The organism is Bacillus norwichensis (assembly GCF_014836955.1).
GTDB lineage: Bacteria > Bacillota > Bacilli > Bacillales > Bacillaceae_C > Siminovitchia > Siminovitchia norwichensis.
Map to the genome: position 1 here is coordinate 1 of NZ_JACSPV010000062.1, position 17,885 is coordinate 17,885.

Genomic DNA, 17,885 nt, shown 5'->3' on the forward strand with positions numbered 1-17,885 from the left:
CTTGTAGAGGTGCTGCCGACTTATGATGCCAACGAAATCACTGCGGTACTTGCATCAGCGGTTATGTACGAAATGATCACATTGATCGCATTAAAGAAAAGACGGCACTTGGAAAAAGATGCAAACCTTGCCGAAATCGACTAAAGAGGGAAGCGAGCAATTAGTGATTGCATAGAATAACTGCAGTGTAGTAATCAAATCGCTAGTTACAAAGATGAGCAAGCTTATTTATCATAAAAGCCAAAGTTAATGGATGGAGAAATCCTTGAAACACTGAAATAATCAAATAGAACCCTTGGGAACTCTTACTGAAGTTCCCAAGGGTTCTACTTTTTGCTTCAACTATCGAACATTGGCTAATATGTTCGGGAGCGTGGGGCTGGGGGATCTTCTTTCCCCCAGTTATTTGTTCACTGCACTTCACCATAAGGGAATTGATTCGAGTAACCGGCGTGCTGCTGGTAGGATTGCTGAATTTTTTGCTCGCTTTCTGCCTCCATGGAGTACCAGCCGTTTTTGAACATATGTTCAAAAAGGCTTCGCTGCGTGTGCTGGGTTTCATTAAATATAGTAAGCAAATCATCATAGAGGTGTTGGTGACTTGCTTCGTGAAGAGCAACTGCGTAGCTGTTTGTCATATATTTTTCCGTTGCTAGCATGTCATTGATGAAATCACGATCGTTCATTTGGGGTGTCTTCGGAACTTGCATAGACGGATTTTGGATTTTTTGATTCGGTTGGTTTTGGTTATTCATCTAAGTGGCGGTCTCCTTTCCTTCACATAATTTTGTTGTTCTGTTGTTTTTCTTGCAGGTGTGCCAGCAGCATTTCGTAATGGCGCTGGTGCATTTGTCCGCATTTTTCAATTTCCATTTTGACAGACTGGTCTTGACACTGCTGTGCAAAAAAATGCGCTTTTTTCATTGCCAGCAGGTTCCATGCCAACATATCATTAATATAAGAAAGATCTTTTGTTGTAATGACATGCGGCGGCTGTTGCATCATTGGCTGCTGCTGATTTTGCATTTGTTGTGGATTCATCTGCTGATTTTGCATTTTTTTCCCTCCTTGGACTTTACAAAAATAGCTTGTGTGCGAGGAGGATTTTTATTCATGTAATATGCAAATGCTGAACATAAATAATCAAAGGATAGTGGTTATACTTAAATTCACGTTCTTAGGAGGCGTATGTCATGGAAAAGGCAATGCGCAATTTCTTTTTGTTTTTATCAAAAAATAAATATCTTACAAGATCGGCGAAAAAATATGGCCTTCGATTCGGAGCAGCCAGATTTGTTGCTGGTGAAACAATCGAGCAGGCAGCTGCTATTATCAAAGAGCTAAATGGAAAAGGGTTGAAGGTGACGATTGATTATTTGGGGGAATTCGTGGACAATCAAAAGGAAGCGAGGCGCATGGTGGACAATTGCATTGAGGCAATCAAGATAATTGGGCGTGAAAAACTTGATTCCCAACTATCTCTTAAGCTGACGTCGATGGGAATGGATATTTCTGATGACTATGTCATGTCCACCATGAGGGAGATCATGGATGCTGCGAATAAGAATAAAGTATTTGTCACTATTGATATGGAAGATTATGTACGATGCGAAAAAACTCTTCAGATTTTCAAACAGCTCCGACGTGAATATGACAATATAGGAACTGTCATCCAGGCTTATCTTTTCCGTACATCTAAAGACATGGAGGAGCTGGATGCGTACGCACCCAATCTTCGACTTGTCAAAGGAGCGTATAAAGAGTCATCTGAAGTTGCATTTCCTAATAAAGTGGACGTTGACGATAATTATAAGAAAATAATTCAAACGCACCTTTTGCATGGACATTATACAGCAGTAGCTACACATGACGATGCGATAATTGAATTTACAAAGCAATTTGTAAAAGAGCATAACATCCCGAATGATCAATTCGAGTTTCAAATGCTATACGGTATCCGGAGTGAACGTCAGTTGGAGCTTGCACAAGAAGGGTATACGATGCGGGTCTATGTCCCATACGGAACCGATTGGTATGGCTATTTCATGCGAAGGCTTGCTGAACGGCCGGCCAATGTTTCCTTTATTTTAAAAGGTATATTTAAAAAATGACAATGTGAGCAAGGATTCAGACAATATTTTTTGAATTTTTAATTAGAAATGATTGCGCAAATCTTTCAATTCCGTTATATTAATAGTTAACAAGACTCATTTCATTTAGAGATTTTTTTTAAAAAGAAAATGAATGAGTGTTCATTCAAAGTTGAAAAAGGAGGAAATTGCATTGTCATTTCGAATTCGAAAGGCGGCAGTCCTTGGATCAGGAGTCATGGGCTCCGGCATAGCTGCACACTTGGCTAACGTTGGGATTCCCACTCTTCTCTTGGATATCGTTCCAAAAGAGCTGACAGTAAGAGAGAAGGCAAAAGGGCTTACGCTGGAAGACAGGAAAGTACGAAACAGAAATACGGAAGAAGCTTTGAAAAAATTGTTGAAGCAAAAGCCGGCACCTCTTGCAAGTAAAAAAAACTTAAGTCTGATTACGGCAGGAAATCTGGAAGATGATTTGGATCAACTAAAAGATGTGGATTGGGTCATTGAAGTAGTGGTTGAAAATCTTGAAGTGAAAAAGAAAGTGTTTGAAAAGATAGATCATTATAGAAAAATAGGATCAATCATCAGCTCCAACACATCAGGCATATCTGTTGAAGCTATGTCTGAAGGAAGATCAGATGATTTTCAAAAACATTTTCTCGGAACTCACTTTTTCAATCCACCGCGTTATCTAAAACTACTGGAAGTCATTCCGACGAAAAAAACAGCTCCTGAAGTGCTCGAGTTTATGAAAAAATTCGGGGAAGATGTACTGGGCAAAGGAGTCGTCGTTGCCAAAGATACGCCGAATTTCATTGCGAACCGGATTGGAACATATGGACTTCTTGTGGCTGTCAGGGAAATGTTAAAAGGCGAGTACAGCATTGGTGAAGTGGATTCCATCACAGGTACATTGATCGGGAGACCGAAAAGTGCCACGTTCAGAACACTTGATGTTGTTGGTCTTGATACCTTCATTCATGTCGCTAACAATGTGTATGAACTTGTGGATGGCGACGAGAAAGAAGTATTTGAGGTTCCTGGCTTTATGAACAAAATGCATGAAAAAGGCTGGCTTGGAAGCAAATCAGGCCAAGGCTTTTATGTGAAAAAAGGCAAAGAAATTTTACAGCTCAATCCTGAAACGTTCGAATATGAGCCGCGGAAGAAGTTTAAAACACCTGGACTGGAATTAGCAAAACAGGAAAAGGGAACCAAACGGAAAATGAAAGCGCTTATGTATTCGGAAGATCCAGCAGGGAAGCTTCTTTGGAATATCACTGCGCCAGTACTGGCCATTTCTGCCGAGCTTCTCGGTGAGATAGCTGACGACATCGTTGCAATTGACCAAGCGATGAAATGGGGATTCGGCTGGGAGCTTGGACCGTTTGAAACGTGGGATGCCATTGGAGTGGAGAACGCTGTTGCAAAAATGGAACAGGACGGAGTCCAGGTTCCCGGCTGGGTGAAAGAGATGCTTGATAATGGCCATACTTCTTTTTATAAGGAAGTCGATGCAATCGAGTATTATTTTTCAAATGGTGAATATAAAGAGATTCTAAAGAATCCTAAAGTTATAGATTTGAAAGTATTGAAAAAGCAGGGGAAAGTGTTAAAGAAAAATTCAGGAGCAAGTGTCATAGATGTCGGAGACGGTGTGCTACTGCTTGAATTCCATTCAAAAAGCAATGCGATCGGTTTTGATATCATTCAAATGCTCAATTATGCCATTGAAGAAACGGAAAGGAACTACAAAGGGCTTATCATTGGAAACCAAGGGAAGAACTTCTGTGTAGGTGCGAATATTGCCATGATATTAATGGCTGCACAGGATGATGACATATTCGAAGTGGATATGGTCGTCCGACAGTTCCAGCAGGCGATGATGAAAATCAAATACAGTGAAAAGCCAGTTGTGACTGCACCATTTGGCATGACACTTGGCGGAGGATCAGAGGTATGCCTTCCTTCTGCGCACATCCAGGCGTCCATGGAAACGTATATGGGTCTTGTCGAAACAGGAGTCGGCCTCATTCCAGGGGGCGGTGGAAATAAAGAGCTTTATATAAAAACATTAAAGAGTATGGCTAATAACGTGGAGTTTGATTTGCAGCAAGTGGCGAACAAAGTGTTTGAAACAATCGCCATGGCAAAAGTGTCTACTTCAGCTGAAGAAGCGTTGGAAAATAACTTTTTGAATCAAGCCGATGGAATATCTGTCAATGGTGATCATCTCATTTACGATGCGAAGCAGGCAGTTTTGTCCTTACATGAGCAAGGATATAAACCACCGGTGAAAGAAAAGATTCCGGTTACAGGAGAGACTGGCTACGCCGCATTATTGCTTGGTGTAGAAGCAATGAAACTGTCAGGATATATTTCAGAGCATGATATGAAAATAGCAAAAAAATTGGCATATGTGATTGCAGGAGGCAAAGTCCCTTACGGAACAATGGTGGATGAGCAGTATTTACTAGATCTTGAAAAGGAAGCATTCTTGAGTCTTGTAGCTGAGACGAAATCACAGCAGCGCATGCAACATATGCTTGTCAAAGGGAAGCCATTAAGAAACTGACCAAAGTTTATGAGGAAATGAGGAGGATCATTTATGCGTGAAGCGGTCATCGTGGCCGGTGCGAGAACGCCGGTCGGCAAAGCAAAAAAAGGGACGCTCGCCCATACGCGTCCAGATGATCTGGGGGCGCTGGTCGTAAAAGAAACATTAAAGCGGGCAGGCAATTATGAAGGGAATATCAATGATGTCATTATTGGCTGCGCTGTTCCAGAAGCTGAACAGGGATTGAATATGGCGCGGAATATCGGAGGACTCGCAGGTCTTTCTAATGATGTTCCTGGTATTACAATTAACCGGTTTTGTTCATCAGGCCTACAGTCGATTGCCTATGCCGCTGAAAGGATTATGGTAGGATCATCCGATACAATCATTGCCGGGGGCGCCGAATCGATGAGTCTTTTACCGATGACGGGGCATGTCGTCAGGCCTAATTTACAGCTTGTAGAATCCGCTCCTGAATATTATATGAGCATGGGACATACGGCAGAGGAAGTCGCTAGACAATTCGGCGTATCCAGGGAAGATCAGGATGCTTTTGCGGTCCGCAGTCATCAAAAAGCAGCCAAGGCGATTGCTGAAGGAAAGTTTGATGATGAAATTGTTCCGGTGGATGTAGTTGTGAGGACGGTAGGAACTGATTATAAGCTAAAAGAAAAACATATACAATTTTCCCAGGATGAAGGTGTTCGTCCGGATACTAATATAGAAGTATTGTCAAAGCTTCGCCCTGCTTTCTCTGTAACGGGTTCAGTCACAGCGGGGAACTCCTCGCAAACTAGTGACGGTGCGGCAGCGGTCATGGTGATGGACCGAGAAAAAGCGTATTCCATTGGACTTGAACCGATGTTGAAATTCCGTTCGTTTGCTGTTGCGGGAGTGGCACCGGAGATCATGGGGGTCGGTCCAGTTGCAGCAATACCGAAGGCATTGGAAATTGCAGGCCTTGAATTGTCGGATATCGGATTGTTCGAATTGAATGAAGCATTTGCGTCTCAGGCCATTCAGGTGATTCGGGCGTTAGACCTGAATGAAGAAATGGTAAATGTAAATGGGGGAGCTATTGCTCTCGGACATCCACTGGGATGTACAGGTGCAAAGCTGACATTAACGCTTGCGCATGAAATGAAGCGGAGGCAAACGCAGTTCGGCGTTGTGACGATGTGTATTGGCGGCGGTATGGGTGCGGCTGGTGTATTTGAACTTGTGTGAGTAAAATGAAATGGAGGAATGAGCAATGTCTAAAGAAACAGAAAAGTTGATTAAGGGCGGGGCATTTTTAATCGAGGATATTTCTATTGATCAAATGTTCACTCCGGAAGATTACACGGATGAGCAAATAATGATTGCGAAAACAGCGGATGATTTTGTAACAAACGAAGTACTACCACAAGTGGAGCATCTGGAAAATCATGAATTTGACCGTTCTGTCAAACTGTTAAAAGAAGCTGGGGAGCTTGGACTTTTGGGAGCAGATGTTCCGGAAGAATATGGCGGCTTGGCGCTTGATAAGGTGAGTTCAGCCTTAATCGCAGAAAGAATGGCAAAGGCCGGAGGTTTTTCAATCTCCCATGGAGCACATGTAGGAATCGGATCACTTCCAATAGTTTTATTCGGGACGGATGAGCAAAAGCAGAAGTATTTGCCTGCTTTGGCGACTGGCGAACTCCTCGCTGCGTATGCCTTGACAGAGCCGGGGTCAGGATCGGATGCGCTGGGAGCAAAAACGACAGCAAAGTTAAACGAAGCCGGGACCCATTACATTTTAAATGGAGAAAAACAGTGGATTACCAACTCGGCATTTGCGGATGTATTCGTTGTCTATGCAAAAGTGGATGGGGAACATTTTTCGGCATTTATTGTCGAAAGGGAATATCCAGGAGTATCGACTGGACCAGAAGAAAAGAAAATGGGAATCAAGAGCTCGTCAACTCGTACCCTCATTTTAGAGGATGCAGAAGTTCCGGTTGAAAATCTACTTGGCGAAGTCGGAAAGGGACACCGGATCGCTTTCAACATTTTAAATATAGGCCGCTATAAACTTGGTGTAGGTGCTGTAGGTGCTTCTAAGCGAGCGCTTGAAATCACTTTGGAATATGCCAATCAGCGGAAACAATTCAAGACACCGATTTCCCAGTTCAATTTGACAAAAGAAAAATTCGGTACACTAGGCTCGGAAATTTATGCCGCTGAAAGCTCGGTCTATCGGACAGTAGGTCTATTCGAAGACAGAATGAGCCGTCTTAGTAGTGAAGAAATCAAAGATGGTACGGAGGTAGCGAAATCAATTGCTGAATATGCCATCGAATGCTCGCTAAACAAGTTTTTTGGGACGGAAGTTCTTGATCATGTTGTGGATGAAGGAGTGCAAATTCATGGAGGATACGGCTTCATGGAGGAGTATGAAATTGAAAGAGCGTATCGTGATTCTAGAATCAATCGTATTTTTGAGGGGACGAATGAAATCAACCGCCTGCTAGTTCCTGGAACCTATTTACGTAAGGCATTCAAGGGAGAGCTTCCGCTTCTTGAAAAAGCTCAAACGCTTCAGGAAGAATTGATGATGCTCATGCCGGAGGAGCCTGGAGATGAACCATTAGCTCAGGAAAAACAGTTGACGAGTGGGGCTAAGAAAGCAGCCCTTATGATTGCCGGGCTTGCAGCTCAGAAATACGGAAAAGCGTTGGAGAACGAACAGGAGATCCTTTCCAGAATTGCTGATATTGTCTCACTTGCTTATGCAATGGAGGCTGTGGTTCTTAGGACGGAAAAAGCAATTAACCGCAGCGGTTTAGAGAAAAGTGGACAGAAGCTTCTTTACACTGAGATTTTCTGCCAGGACGCTATCGTGAAAGTAGAGCAAATGGCGAGAGAAAGTCTGGCTGCAATTGAAGAAGGAGATACATTCCGCATGATGAACTCTGCCCTTCGTAGATTGACACGCCACACACCTATTAATATCATTGCTAAAAAGAGAGCAGCTGCCGAGCAGTTGATTTCAGCGGAAAAATATGTAGTTTAATGGGATGGAGCGAGTGGGCCGTATGGCCCACTCATTTTTTCGTTGGTTAACTTTATTCAGCAGAAGTCTCCTACTTCTGTAAATGGTAGAGTGAATATATATTGGTATTCCGCTCAGTGGGTTTTCAAACCCTGGCTGAATACAGTTAAAGCCTCCAGCGGATGCCACAGATTTTATCGAGAGAAGCCTGATCAAATCTGGGCGCAAATATGCCAAGAGAATTTGATTGAATGAAAATGCCTAAGATATTTGATGCCGTGTGCAGCTCCTTTCGACAAGCAATTCGATTTACCTCCTAAATCAAGTCAACATTGACTACGACGTACAGGAGGTACAAGTGCAAGCGAAGCGACAGGACGTCGCGTCTTGAGCCTGCCGACGTACAGGAGGTACAAGTACAAGCGAAGCGACAGGATGTGGTGGCTTCTTATCACCAATTAGATGGAAGCTTAGACAATATGACCTGTTACAGGAGGGAATCTTGGATTGAAAGCTGCTGGCGACTGGAATGATCCAAAAAGCTGGTGCATCCTCTAAAAAATATGTTCCGCAAACCGATATTAAGGATAATAGCTGTCGCTTATTATAGAAAGAAGGTGCATCATTGTGCTCAGGAAGGATATACTGACACCCGTCGGTATTATATTAGGTTTTGCGGTCATATTTTTTGCAATCTATCTTGCAGGGGGATATGACAGCTTTTTAGTATTTATTAGTCTCTCCTCCTTTATTATAGTTTTCGGAGGACTGTTTGCTTCTTTGTTTGTAGGTTTTGGTGCGAAAGAAGTGGGAAGTATGTTTAAAGTTTTACATACGACCTTCAGGAGAAAAGAAGTTCCAATCCAGGAGTTCATCAACAATCTAGTACGACTGGCAAGAACTTCGAGAGTCGATGGAATGATTAAGGGGCTTGAAAGGGAAAGAGAAAGGACGACCGATCCATTTATACAAAAAGGCCTCCGCCTTGTAATTGATGGATATGAAGAGGAAATGATACGAAAAATCATGGACATGGATATCCGGGCCATGGAAAAAAGGCATGCACGCGGGCAGCAGTTAATTACGAAGGCGGGAGAGCTGTCGCCAGCTTGGGGAATGATTGGAACAATTGTTGGTCTAGTACTCATGCTCCAGCAGCTTGACAATCCTGGTGAATTGGGACCAGCGATTGCAGTAGCGCTGATTACGACGTTTTATGGAGTGCTTACGGCGAATCTTATATTTATTCCGATTGCCAATAAGTTGGTTCTTCTGACTGAAGAGGAAGTTTTTCTAAAAGAAGTCGTCATTGATGCGCTGATCAGCATACGCAACAATGAAGGACCTACGATCTTAAAGGACAAATTGCAAATGTTCCTGACGGAAAGTACGCAGGAACTTAATATGATAGACGATTATGTAGGAGAAGGCACACATGAAGAGAAACAAGTTTGAGGTGCCGAGAACAACCCAGCCCTGGTTGGTGACATTTGCTGATTTATTGATGGTTATATTGATCCTCTTCGTTCTTTTATATTCTTATTCCGATACTGATTTTGAATCCGTCACGAACTCCTTTCAAAACCATAATCGGAGCTCAGCTCCTGAAAACGGTGGAGATGGTGGAGGAGCAGGTGGCAATGTAGAAAAACCTTCAGACGATGAAAAAGAAGACTCTGAAGGTGAAAAGACTGTTCCAGAGGAATATGAAGATCAATTGGAAGAAATGATAAAACGAGAAAAACATATCAAAGAAATTTTAGACTATGTAAAAACATATGCTGTCGAACATGATTTGGAAGATAAGATGACCGTGACTCCGACAGGAAAAGGAATCGAAGTTGTCCTTCCGGAAATCATGCTTTTTCCTTCGGGGAAAGCTAATCTTATAAAAGAAGCTGAGCTGTTTTTGAATGATATGGCGCCATTAATCGCGGAAATTTCTAATATCATTGAAATTGAAGGACATACTGATAATCGCCCGATATCGACCGAACGCTTTCCTTCCAACTGGGATTTATCCACGGCAAGAGCCAATGTTGTGATTCGTTATTTGACCGAGAAGCATAAGCTTGATCCGGATCGTTTTAAGGCTGTTGGTTACGGTGAATATCAACCAATCTCTTCTAATGATACGGATGAAGGAAGAAGTAAAAATCGCCGTGTTGTTCTGATCATATCTAACGAGGATATCTCAAAGTAGAGTAAATTTTTTAAAAGGTTTTTTGCAAGAGATGTCGAATATAGGAATATATGGTGTAGAACGCTTTAGAAAGGAAGGTGATTGTATGTCGATGGACGTATATTTATACCCGCGTTGTGGTACTTGCCGCAAAGCAAAGAAATGGCTGGATGATCATGAAGTGGCTTATAATGAGATACATATCGTAGAAGAGACCCCCTCAAAAGAAAAGCTTAAGGAATTATATGAAAAAAGTGGGTTAGAATTGAAGAAATTCTTCAATACAAGTGGTCAAAAATACAGAGAGCTTGGTTTAAAAGATAGAATCAAAGAGGCTTCTGAAGAAGAATTGCTTGAACTACTAGCATCGGACGGCATGCTGATTAAACGCCCGATTGCTACAGATGGAGAGAAAGTTACGGTTGGTTTCAAAGAAGAGATGTTTGATGAAAATTGGATTAAAGAGAGTTAAGAGGGTTTCCTTGCTTTCAAAACTTTCTTTATGTACATTAAAATGAGAAAAAGATGATGGAGGGATCTGTATGAATACACCGGCAGAATTACGTTATTCGGAAGAACATGAATGGGTAAAAGAGGAAGGAGAAAAAGTACGTATCGGAATTACCGATTTTGCTCAATCTGAGCTTGGAGATATCGTATTTGTTGAACTTCCTGAAGTTGGAGATGAAGTTACGGCGGACGAGCCTTTTGGAAGCGTTGAATCAGTTAAAACTGTTTCCGAATTGTATGCGCCAATCAGCGGAAAAGTTGTTGCAATAAACGAAGAGCTTGAAGACAGCCCGGAATTTGTCAACGAATCTCCATATGAAAAAGCGTGGATGATTATTGTCGAGCCTTCAGATTCGGGAGAACTTGACAATTTGATGTCTGCTGAAGACTACGTGAAAATGACAAGCGAAGAGTAAATAGAAAAGCGGAAGGCGCCGTTTAGCGACGTACGGAGTGGACGGCTCCTAAGCTTGAACAAATGATAAACTTAAATGCGCCTTGGAACCAGTTCCTAAGGTGCATTTTTTTCCAATGATGATAAAAGCGGGGTTGCAGACTATGAATCCACTAACAAATAGCGCCATTATCGTCGAGGGATTGTCCGACAAGAAGAAAATTATGAAGGTTGTCAAGGAACCCATTGAAATCATTTGTACGAATGGAACGATCAGTCTGTCGAAGTTGGACGAACTCGTCGAGGAACTCGAAGGAAGGGATATTTTTATTCTAGTTGATTCAGATACTTCTGGAGATAGACTTAGAAAGCAATTGAAGCGCGAATTCCCTTTAGCTCGAAATCTTTATATTGACCGCAAATTTAAAGAAGTGGCAACTGCCCCATTGGAACATCTCGCACAAATTTTATTAAGGGCTAGAATCGATGTGCATGCCCAGTATCTTCATAAAGGATGAATGTTTTAATGGAAGATTGGAATAAAGCGGATATAATTGAGAGCATCTCCCAACAGGAACCTGCTTTCATATACTTTTATACCCCTATGTGCGGGACTTGCCAAATGGCAGGACGGATGCTTGAGATTGTGGAAGAAATGACTGGTAGGGTATTTGGAAAGGCCGATTTAAATTATATGCCTGATTTGGCTATTGAGCTAAAAATTGAAAGTGTCCCGTGTCTTTTGATTCTCCAAGATGGTCTGCCAGCCGAGAAAGTCTATGCATTCCGTTCTGTTCCCAACATGCTTGCTATTGTACAAAGATACCTTGACCAAGTGTAAGAATGTAAAATCATGTTTAACAGCTCCTTTCTTAGGGAAATGATAAGTATGCCGGGAAATCTGGCTAGGCAAAAACGAAAGGAATGGTTTTTTATCACCCCTCTAAAGATTCAGTACACCAATGAGATGGAAAAGGCACTTCACAGAGCACACGGAATCGGTTATGAGACTTACAGGCATGATTGTGCAAAAAGAATCGAAGTTGAAAAGAGACGTGAAGCAGAATATGTGGAGTCAAGGATAGTTGCAGAGAACATAGGTGGAGTCCTTTCGTCAGGAACATAATAAAATCAGGCTGATCTGTCTAAAATAGACAAATCAGCCTTTTTTATGGTCAGTGAAAGTGAATCCTTAATTCGCACTTAAGTGAGAGAGTTAGTAGTACAGTAAATGGAGATGATACCAAGTCCCGAGATGCTGAGAAATTTTTAATGAAGTCGGTCTGATTTCTTGGTCAAGGTTCCACAATTAACGGATATCCTAAGACTTCCTTATTATATGTGCCGGCGAATCAACGGACGATTTCATTGGCTTGCTAACTACTGTTATCTACCTCAATGCGGCCTCATTTGCCTGTATCGTTGGAAAGATGCTTTTGTATGAGTATTTGAGAAGGTTCTCAAATAAAATGAAGGAAAATTCAATCCAGACGTGCGCTTGTTGATAATTATTTTAAAATGAGATAAGATGAACAATGAGAAACAAATGAGAAAGAGAGAACAAATATTTTCTATATTTGGAGGTAATGAGGATGGCTTCAACGTTGACAATCAAAGATCTTAATGTGTCTATCGACAATAAAGAGATCTTAAAAGGTGTAAACATTAATATAAATGGTGGAGAAGTCCACGCTGTCATGGGACCCAATGGAACTGGGAAATCTACTTTATCCGCCTCCATCATGGGACATCCAAGATATACGGTGACAAGCGGAAGCATTACGCTTGACGGACAAGATGTCCTGGATATGGAGGTAGATGAGCGTGCACGTGCAGGCTTGTTTGCAGCTATGCAATATCCAAGTGAAATCAGTGGAGTGACAAATGCAGAGTTTTTAAGAACAGCTATCAATGCACGTCGCGAAGAGGGCAAAGAAATTTCCTTGATGAAATTCATCAAGCAAATGGACAAAGAAATGGAACTGCTTGAAATGGACCCTAATATGGCACAGCGCTATTTGAATGAAGGGTTCTCAGGCGGGGAAAAGAAACGTAATGAAATACTCCAATTATTAATGCTTAAACCGAAATTTGCAATTTTGGATGAAATCGACTCCGGTCTTGATATAGATGCGCTAAAAATAGTTTCAAAAGGAATCAATGAAATGAGAGGCAGCGATTTTGGATGCCTCGTAATCACTCACTACCAACGGCTTCTCAACTACATTACACCAGATTTTGTTCATGTTATGATGCAAGGACGTATCGTTAAATCAGGTGGGCCTGAGCTGGCGCAACGCCTGGAAGCGGAAGGCTATGACTGGGTTAAGGATGAGCTTGGAATTGAAGATGAGACTGTTGGCCAAGAAGCATAAGTGGTAGGGGGATTGAAATGACAATTGATACGAAAATGACTATAGATCAAGAGTACATTCGTTCTTTTTCAAATAAAAACCATGAGCCGGAATGGTTTGCACAATTAAGAAGCCAAGCATTGGAAAAGGCTGAAGACTTACCAATGCCAAAGCCGGATAAAACAAGAATTACAAATTGGAATTTCACCGATTTTGCCAAACATGAAGCTGAAGGCAGCAAGCTAGAATCGTTGGCCGATTTGCCAGAGGTTGCCAAATCAGTTGTTCAAGTAGATGAAGATCACCAGAACCTGTATGTTCAACATAATCAGAAGCTGGCTTATTTGTCGCTGTCTGATGAGTTGAAAAAGCAAGGGGTCATTTTTACTGATCTGTTTACTGCTCTTCAAGAGCATGGAGATCTTGTCAAAAAATACTTCATGACTGACGCTGTGAAAATAGATGAGCATAAGCTAACAGCTTTTCATGCAGCACTTGTCAACGGTGGAGCGTTCTTGTACGTTCCAAAAAATGTGGAAGTTAAAGAGCCTATACAGGCTGTTTATATATTAGATGATAAAGAAGCAGCAGTGTTCAATCATGTGATTGTCGTAGCGGATGACAACAGCTCCGTTACTTATGTAGAGAACTATTTGTCTACGAATGAAGAAGTAAATGGAATTGTTAACATCGTGTCTGAAGTGTTTGTCAATGCAAACGCAAAAGTGGTTTATGGAGCAGTAGATACGATTGCCAAAGGTTCTACTGTTTATGTGAATCGCAGAGGCATTACTGGGCGTGATGCTGAGTTGGATTGGGCGCTCGGTATGATGAACGATGGAAATACGATTTCCGAGAACACAACAAACCTAATTGGACAAGGTTCAAAAGGGGATGCAAAGACAGTCGTTGTCGGAAGAGGAAAGCAGACCCAAAACTTTACTACAAGCGTCATTCACTTTGGCAGAAACACTGAAGGCTTCATTTTAAACCATGGGGTTATGAAAGATGCGGCATCTTCGATCTTTAACGGAATCGGAAAGATTGAAAAAGGTGCATCCAAAGCGGATGCCGAACAGGAATCACGTGTATTAATGTTAAGTGAAAAGGCACGGGGAGACGCGAATCCAATTTTGCTTATTGACGAAGATGATGTAATGGCAGGTCATGCGGCGTCTGTTGGTCGAGTGGATCCGATGCAGCTCTTCTATATGATGTCACGTGGTATTTCCAAAACGGATGCAGAGCGTCTTATCATACATGGTTTCCTCGCTCCTGTTGTAGAAAAATTACCTATCGAAGCTGTTAAAAGCCAATTGACAGAAATAATCGAAAGGAAAATGCGATAATGAAAGCGAGCGACGTACGGAAACAGTTTCCCATTTTGGATCAAGAAGTCAATGGACATCCGCTTGTATATTTAGACAGTGCAGCTACTTCGCAAAAGCCTGTCCAAGTCATTGAGGCACTCAGTGACTATTACCGAGGATATAACTCCAATGTTCACCGTGGAGTTCATACACTCGGAACAAGAGCTACGGATAAATATGAGGGTGCCAGGGAAAAAGTAAGACGCTTCATCAATGCCTCTTCAACTGAAGAAGTCATTTTTACTCGAGGTACTACAACTGCGATCAACACAGTTGCTGTAAGCTACGGCAGGGCAAATGTGGACCAAGGTGACGAAATCGTCATTACCTATATGGAGCACCACAGCAATATCATTCCATGGCAGCAGCTCGCAAAAGAAAAGGGTGCACAGCTTAAATTTATTCCGCTGCGTGAGGATGGCTCCATCAACATGGATGAAGCTAAAAACACTATTACAGATAAGACGAAAATCGTTTCAACATCTCATGTATCTAATGTGCTTGGCGTGATCAACCCGATTAAGGAGTTGGCAGCCATTGCACATAGCCATGGGGCGGTAATGGTTGTTGACGGGGCTCAGGGGGCTCCCCATATGAAGGTGGATGTCAGGGATCTCGACTGCGATTTTTATTCTTTGTCAGGCCATAAAATGTGTGCACCGACAGGTATTGGAGTTCTGTACGGAAAGAAAGAACATCTGGAAAAAATGGAGCCGATCGAATTTGGCGGTGAAATGATTGATTTCGTCGGATTATATGAGTCGACATGGAAGGAGCTTCCTTGGAAGTTTGAAGCCGGAACTCCGATTATTGCTGGAGCTATCGGATTAGGAGCAGCTATCGACTTTTTAAGCGAAATCGGCTCTGAAGCTATTCTGGAGCATGAACATAGACTAGCTGCTTATGCTCTTGAAAGAATGTCCGAGATTGAAAATCTGACAATCTATGGACCGCTTGAAGCCTCAAAGCGTGTCGGTGTCATTACGTTTAACATTGAAGATGTTCATCCGCATGATGTGGCAACTGTTCTTGATGCTGAGGGCATTGCCGTGCGTGCAGGCCATCATTGTGCACAGCCACTCATGAAATGGCTGGATGTGTCGGCAACAGCAAGGGCAAGCTTTTATATATATAACACTGAACAAGACATTGACAGACTTGTTGAAGGCCTTGTTAAAACAAAGGAGTATTTCACGAATGTCTTTTAATAATCTTGACAATCTCTATCGGCAAGTGATCATGGATCATTATAAAAACCCACGGAATAAGGGAAGTCTGGAAGATGGCAGCTTGACCGTTGATATGAATAATCCTACCTGTGGGGACAGAATCCATTTGACGATGAATGTAGAAGACGGAAAAGTGACAGAAGCCAAGTTTGATGGGGAAGGCTGCTCCATTTCAATGGCATCTGCCTCCATGATGACGCAGGCAGTCATCGGACAAGATACAGAAACAGCACTGAAGCTTTCAGGAATATTTTCAGAAATGATCCAAGGAAAAGACTTTGACGACGAGGATTTGGACCTTGGTGATATAGAAGCGTTGCAGGGAGTCTCTAAGTTTCCGGCGCGGATTAAATGTGCTACGTTGGCATGGAAAGCGTTAGAAAAGGGAATCAAGGAACAACAATAAAAGAATGGAGGAATGAATCAGTGGCTAAAAAAGCACCTCAAATTGGCGGCGAATATAAATATGGCTTTAGGGATAAAGACGTTTCCATTTACCGTTCAGAACGCGGCTTGACACGTGAAATTGTTGAGGAAATTTCAAAGATGAAAAAAGAGCCTCAGTGGATGCTTGATTTTCGTCTGAAATCATTGGAGCATTTTTATAAAATGCCAATGCCACAGTGGGGCGGAGATTTGAATTCTCTCAACTTTGACGAAATCAGATACTATGTGAAACCGTCTGAGAATACTGAACGTTCATGGGATGAAGTCCCGGAAGAAATTAAGCAGACATTTGACAAGCTTGGAATCCCAGAAGCGGAACAAAAGTGGCTCGCAGGCGTTTCTGCACAATACGAATCAGAAGTGGTTTACCACAATATGAAAGAAGATCTCGAGAACATGGGGATTGTCTTTAAAGATACAGATTCCGCTTTACAGGAAAATGAGGAAATCTTCAAGGAGCACTGGGCAACAGTTATTCCGCCAACAGATAATAAATTTGCCGCATTGAACTCAGCTGTGTGGTCAGGTGGGTCATTCATCTACGTTCCACCTGGGGTAAAAGTGGATACGCCGCTCCAAGCATACTTCAGAATCAACTCTGAAAACATGGGACAGTTTGAGCGTACACTCATCATTGTTGATGAAGGTGCACACGTTCACTATGTTGAAGGCTGTACAGCACCAACTTATACTACAAACTCGCTGCACAGCGCAGTTGTTGAAATCATTGTCAAAAAGGATGCTTACTGTCGTTATACAACGATCCAAAACTGGGCAAACAACGTATACAATCTTGTAACAAAGCGTGCGGTTTGCGACGAGCGGGCGACAATGGAATGGATCGACGGTAACTTTGGCTCAAAATTGACGATGAAATATCCTGCTGTCATTTTAAAAGGAGAAGGCGCAAGGGGCTTGACACTTTCAATTGCAATGGCTGGTAAAGGACAGCATCAGGATTCAGGTGCAAAAATGATGCACTTGGCTCCAAATACAACGTCTTCCATTGTTTCCAAATCCATGTCACAGCATGGAGGAAAAGTGACGTACCGTGGAATCGTCCATTTTGGCCGCAAAGCCGATGGTGCACGTTCAAACATTGAATGTGACACAATGATCCTGGATGACAAATCCACATCAGATACAATTCCTTACAATGAAATTTTAAATGACAACATTTCACTTGAGCACGAGGCAAAAGTTTCTAAAGTCTCCGAAGAACAGCTCTTCTACCTGATGAGCCGAGGAGTCAGCGAGCAGGAAGCGGTAGAAATGATCGTCATGGGCTTCATCGAGCCATTTACAAAAGAACTTCCAATGGAATACGCGGTTGAAATGAACCGATTGATTAAGTTTGAGATGGAAGGTTCGATTGGATAATTGCACTAAACCCCTTGATACTACAGGGGATGTGTCAAAATAAAAATCATTACGAGCAGTTTGTATCAGATTAGATTTTTCTTTTGGTGGAGAAGGCGAACTCATTGAGTTCGTCCTTTTCTATTTTTTTCCGTAAGAACCAAGTATATATTGATGGTTCTGATACGAATTTAAATGCTTGAGCCAGATTTAAGAAGCAAAACGTCCCCGTATATATCCTCCGAAATAGTCCCAGATTGAATCGCGGACGTAGAAGGCGTTAAATAATGTTGGAAGAGGGTAAGCCCCCAATCAAACAACGCATATTTTTATGCAGCCCCTCTTAGTATGATCAATGTATCAACTGAAGGAGG

Annotated in this window: 18 protein-coding genes; 16 read left to right on the forward strand and 2 right to left on the reverse strand. The window is 42.2% G+C overall.

Annotated features, from left to right (window positions below; translation table 11 throughout):
• Positions 1-410 precede the first annotated feature (410 nt).
• Positions 411-755 (reverse strand): spore coat protein, encoded by a 345-nt coding sequence (locus tag H9631_RS20755; protein ID WP_191816133.1) that lies wholly within the window; start codon positions 753-755, stop codon positions 411-413.
• A gap of 22 nt (positions 756-777) precedes the next feature.
• Complete coding sequence (locus tag H9631_RS20760; protein ID WP_191816135.1) at positions 778-1,056, reverse strand: hypothetical protein; 279 nt, start codon at positions 1,054-1,056, stop codon at positions 778-780.
• Between the two features lie 137 nt (positions 1,057-1,193).
• Here H9631_RS20760 and H9631_RS20765 point away from each other — a divergent pair, with 137 nt between their 5' ends.
• From H9631_RS20765 to sufB, 16 genes are all read left to right on the forward strand, one after another.
• Complete coding sequence (locus H9631_RS20765) at positions 1,194-2,111, forward strand: proline dehydrogenase family protein (RefSeq protein WP_191816137.1); 918 nt, start codon at positions 1,194-1,196, stop codon at positions 2,109-2,111.
• 133 nt (positions 2,112-2,244) lie between these two features.
• Positions 2,245-4,668, forward strand: coding sequence for a 3-hydroxyacyl-CoA dehydrogenase/enoyl-CoA hydratase family protein (locus H9631_RS20770; RefSeq protein WP_191816139.1), 2,424 nt, complete (start codon positions 2,245-2,247; stop codon positions 4,666-4,668).
• 33 nt (positions 4,669-4,701) lie between these two features.
• Positions 4,702-5,877 (forward strand): acetyl-CoA C-acetyltransferase, encoded by a 1,176-nt coding sequence (locus H9631_RS20775; RefSeq protein WP_191816141.1) that lies wholly within the window; start codon positions 4,702-4,704, stop codon positions 5,875-5,877.
• Between the two features lie 25 nt (positions 5,878-5,902).
• Positions 5,903-7,687, forward strand: coding sequence for an acyl-CoA dehydrogenase family protein (locus H9631_RS20780; protein ID WP_191816143.1), 1,785 nt, complete (start codon positions 5,903-5,905; stop codon positions 7,685-7,687).
• Between the two features lie 606 nt (positions 7,688-8,293).
• Positions 8,294-9,121, forward strand: a complete 828-nt coding sequence (locus tag H9631_RS20785) for a MotA/TolQ/ExbB proton channel family protein (RefSeq protein ID WP_318246845.1) — start codon at positions 8,294-8,296, stop codon at positions 9,119-9,121.
• Complete coding sequence (locus H9631_RS20790) at positions 9,102-9,869, forward strand: OmpA family protein (RefSeq protein WP_191816145.1); 768 nt, start codon at positions 9,102-9,104, stop codon at positions 9,867-9,869. Before H9631_RS20785 ends, H9631_RS20790 begins: the two co-directional genes overlap by 20 nt.
• A gap of 85 nt (positions 9,870-9,954) precedes the next feature.
• The gene (locus H9631_RS20795) at positions 9,955-10,320 is read left to right on the forward strand and encodes an arsenate reductase family protein (RefSeq protein ID WP_191816147.1); all 366 of its coding nucleotides are present in this window, start codon (positions 9,955-9,957) and stop codon (positions 10,318-10,320) included.
• A 70-nt stretch (positions 10,321-10,390) separates the two neighbouring features.
• Complete coding sequence (gcvH, locus tag H9631_RS20800; RefSeq protein WP_191816149.1) at positions 10,391-10,774, forward strand: glycine cleavage system protein GcvH; 384 nt, start codon at positions 10,391-10,393, stop codon at positions 10,772-10,774.
• Positions 10,775-10,916: 142 nt separating this feature from the next.
• Complete coding sequence (locus H9631_RS20805) at positions 10,917-11,270, forward strand: toprim domain-containing protein (protein WP_191816151.1); 354 nt, start codon at positions 10,917-10,919, stop codon at positions 11,268-11,270.
• Positions 11,271-11,278: 8 nt separating this feature from the next.
• On the forward strand, positions 11,279-11,593 hold the full coding sequence (locus H9631_RS20810) for a thioredoxin family protein (RefSeq protein ID WP_191816153.1): 315 nt from the start codon (positions 11,279-11,281) through the stop codon (positions 11,591-11,593).
• A 12-nt stretch (positions 11,594-11,605) separates the two neighbouring features.
• Positions 11,606-11,878, forward strand: coding sequence for a hypothetical protein (locus H9631_RS20815; protein WP_191816164.1), 273 nt, complete (start codon positions 11,606-11,608; stop codon positions 11,876-11,878).
• A 466-nt stretch (positions 11,879-12,344) separates the two neighbouring features.
• Positions 12,345-13,127 carry a Fe-S cluster assembly ATPase SufC gene (gene sufC, locus H9631_RS20820; protein WP_191816155.1) on the forward strand — a complete coding sequence of 261 codons (783 nt, stop codon included), beginning with the start codon at positions 12,345-12,347 and terminating at the stop codon, positions 13,125-13,127.
• Between the two features lie 17 nt (positions 13,128-13,144).
• A complete protein-coding gene (sufD, locus tag H9631_RS20825; RefSeq protein ID WP_191816157.1) occupies positions 13,145-14,455 on the forward strand; it encodes a Fe-S cluster assembly protein SufD in 1,311 nt (436 codons plus the stop codon).
• The gene (locus H9631_RS20830) at positions 14,455-15,684 is read left to right on the forward strand and encodes a cysteine desulfurase (protein WP_191816159.1); all 1,230 of its coding nucleotides are present in this window, start codon (positions 14,455-14,457) and stop codon (positions 15,682-15,684) included. Before sufD ends, H9631_RS20830 begins: the two co-directional genes overlap by 1 nt.
• Positions 15,674-16,111: a Fe-S cluster assembly sulfur transfer protein SufU gene (gene sufU / locus H9631_RS20835; RefSeq protein ID WP_120116927.1), complete on the forward strand. Its 438-nt coding sequence runs from the start codon at positions 15,674-15,676 to the stop codon at positions 16,109-16,111. Before H9631_RS20830 ends, sufU begins: the two co-directional genes overlap by 11 nt.
• A gap of 20 nt (positions 16,112-16,131) precedes the next feature.
• Positions 16,132-17,532: a Fe-S cluster assembly protein SufB gene (gene sufB / locus H9631_RS20840; protein ID WP_191816160.1), complete on the forward strand. Its 1,401-nt coding sequence runs from the start codon at positions 16,132-16,134 to the stop codon at positions 17,530-17,532.
• Positions 17,533-17,885: the final 353 nt, after the last annotated feature.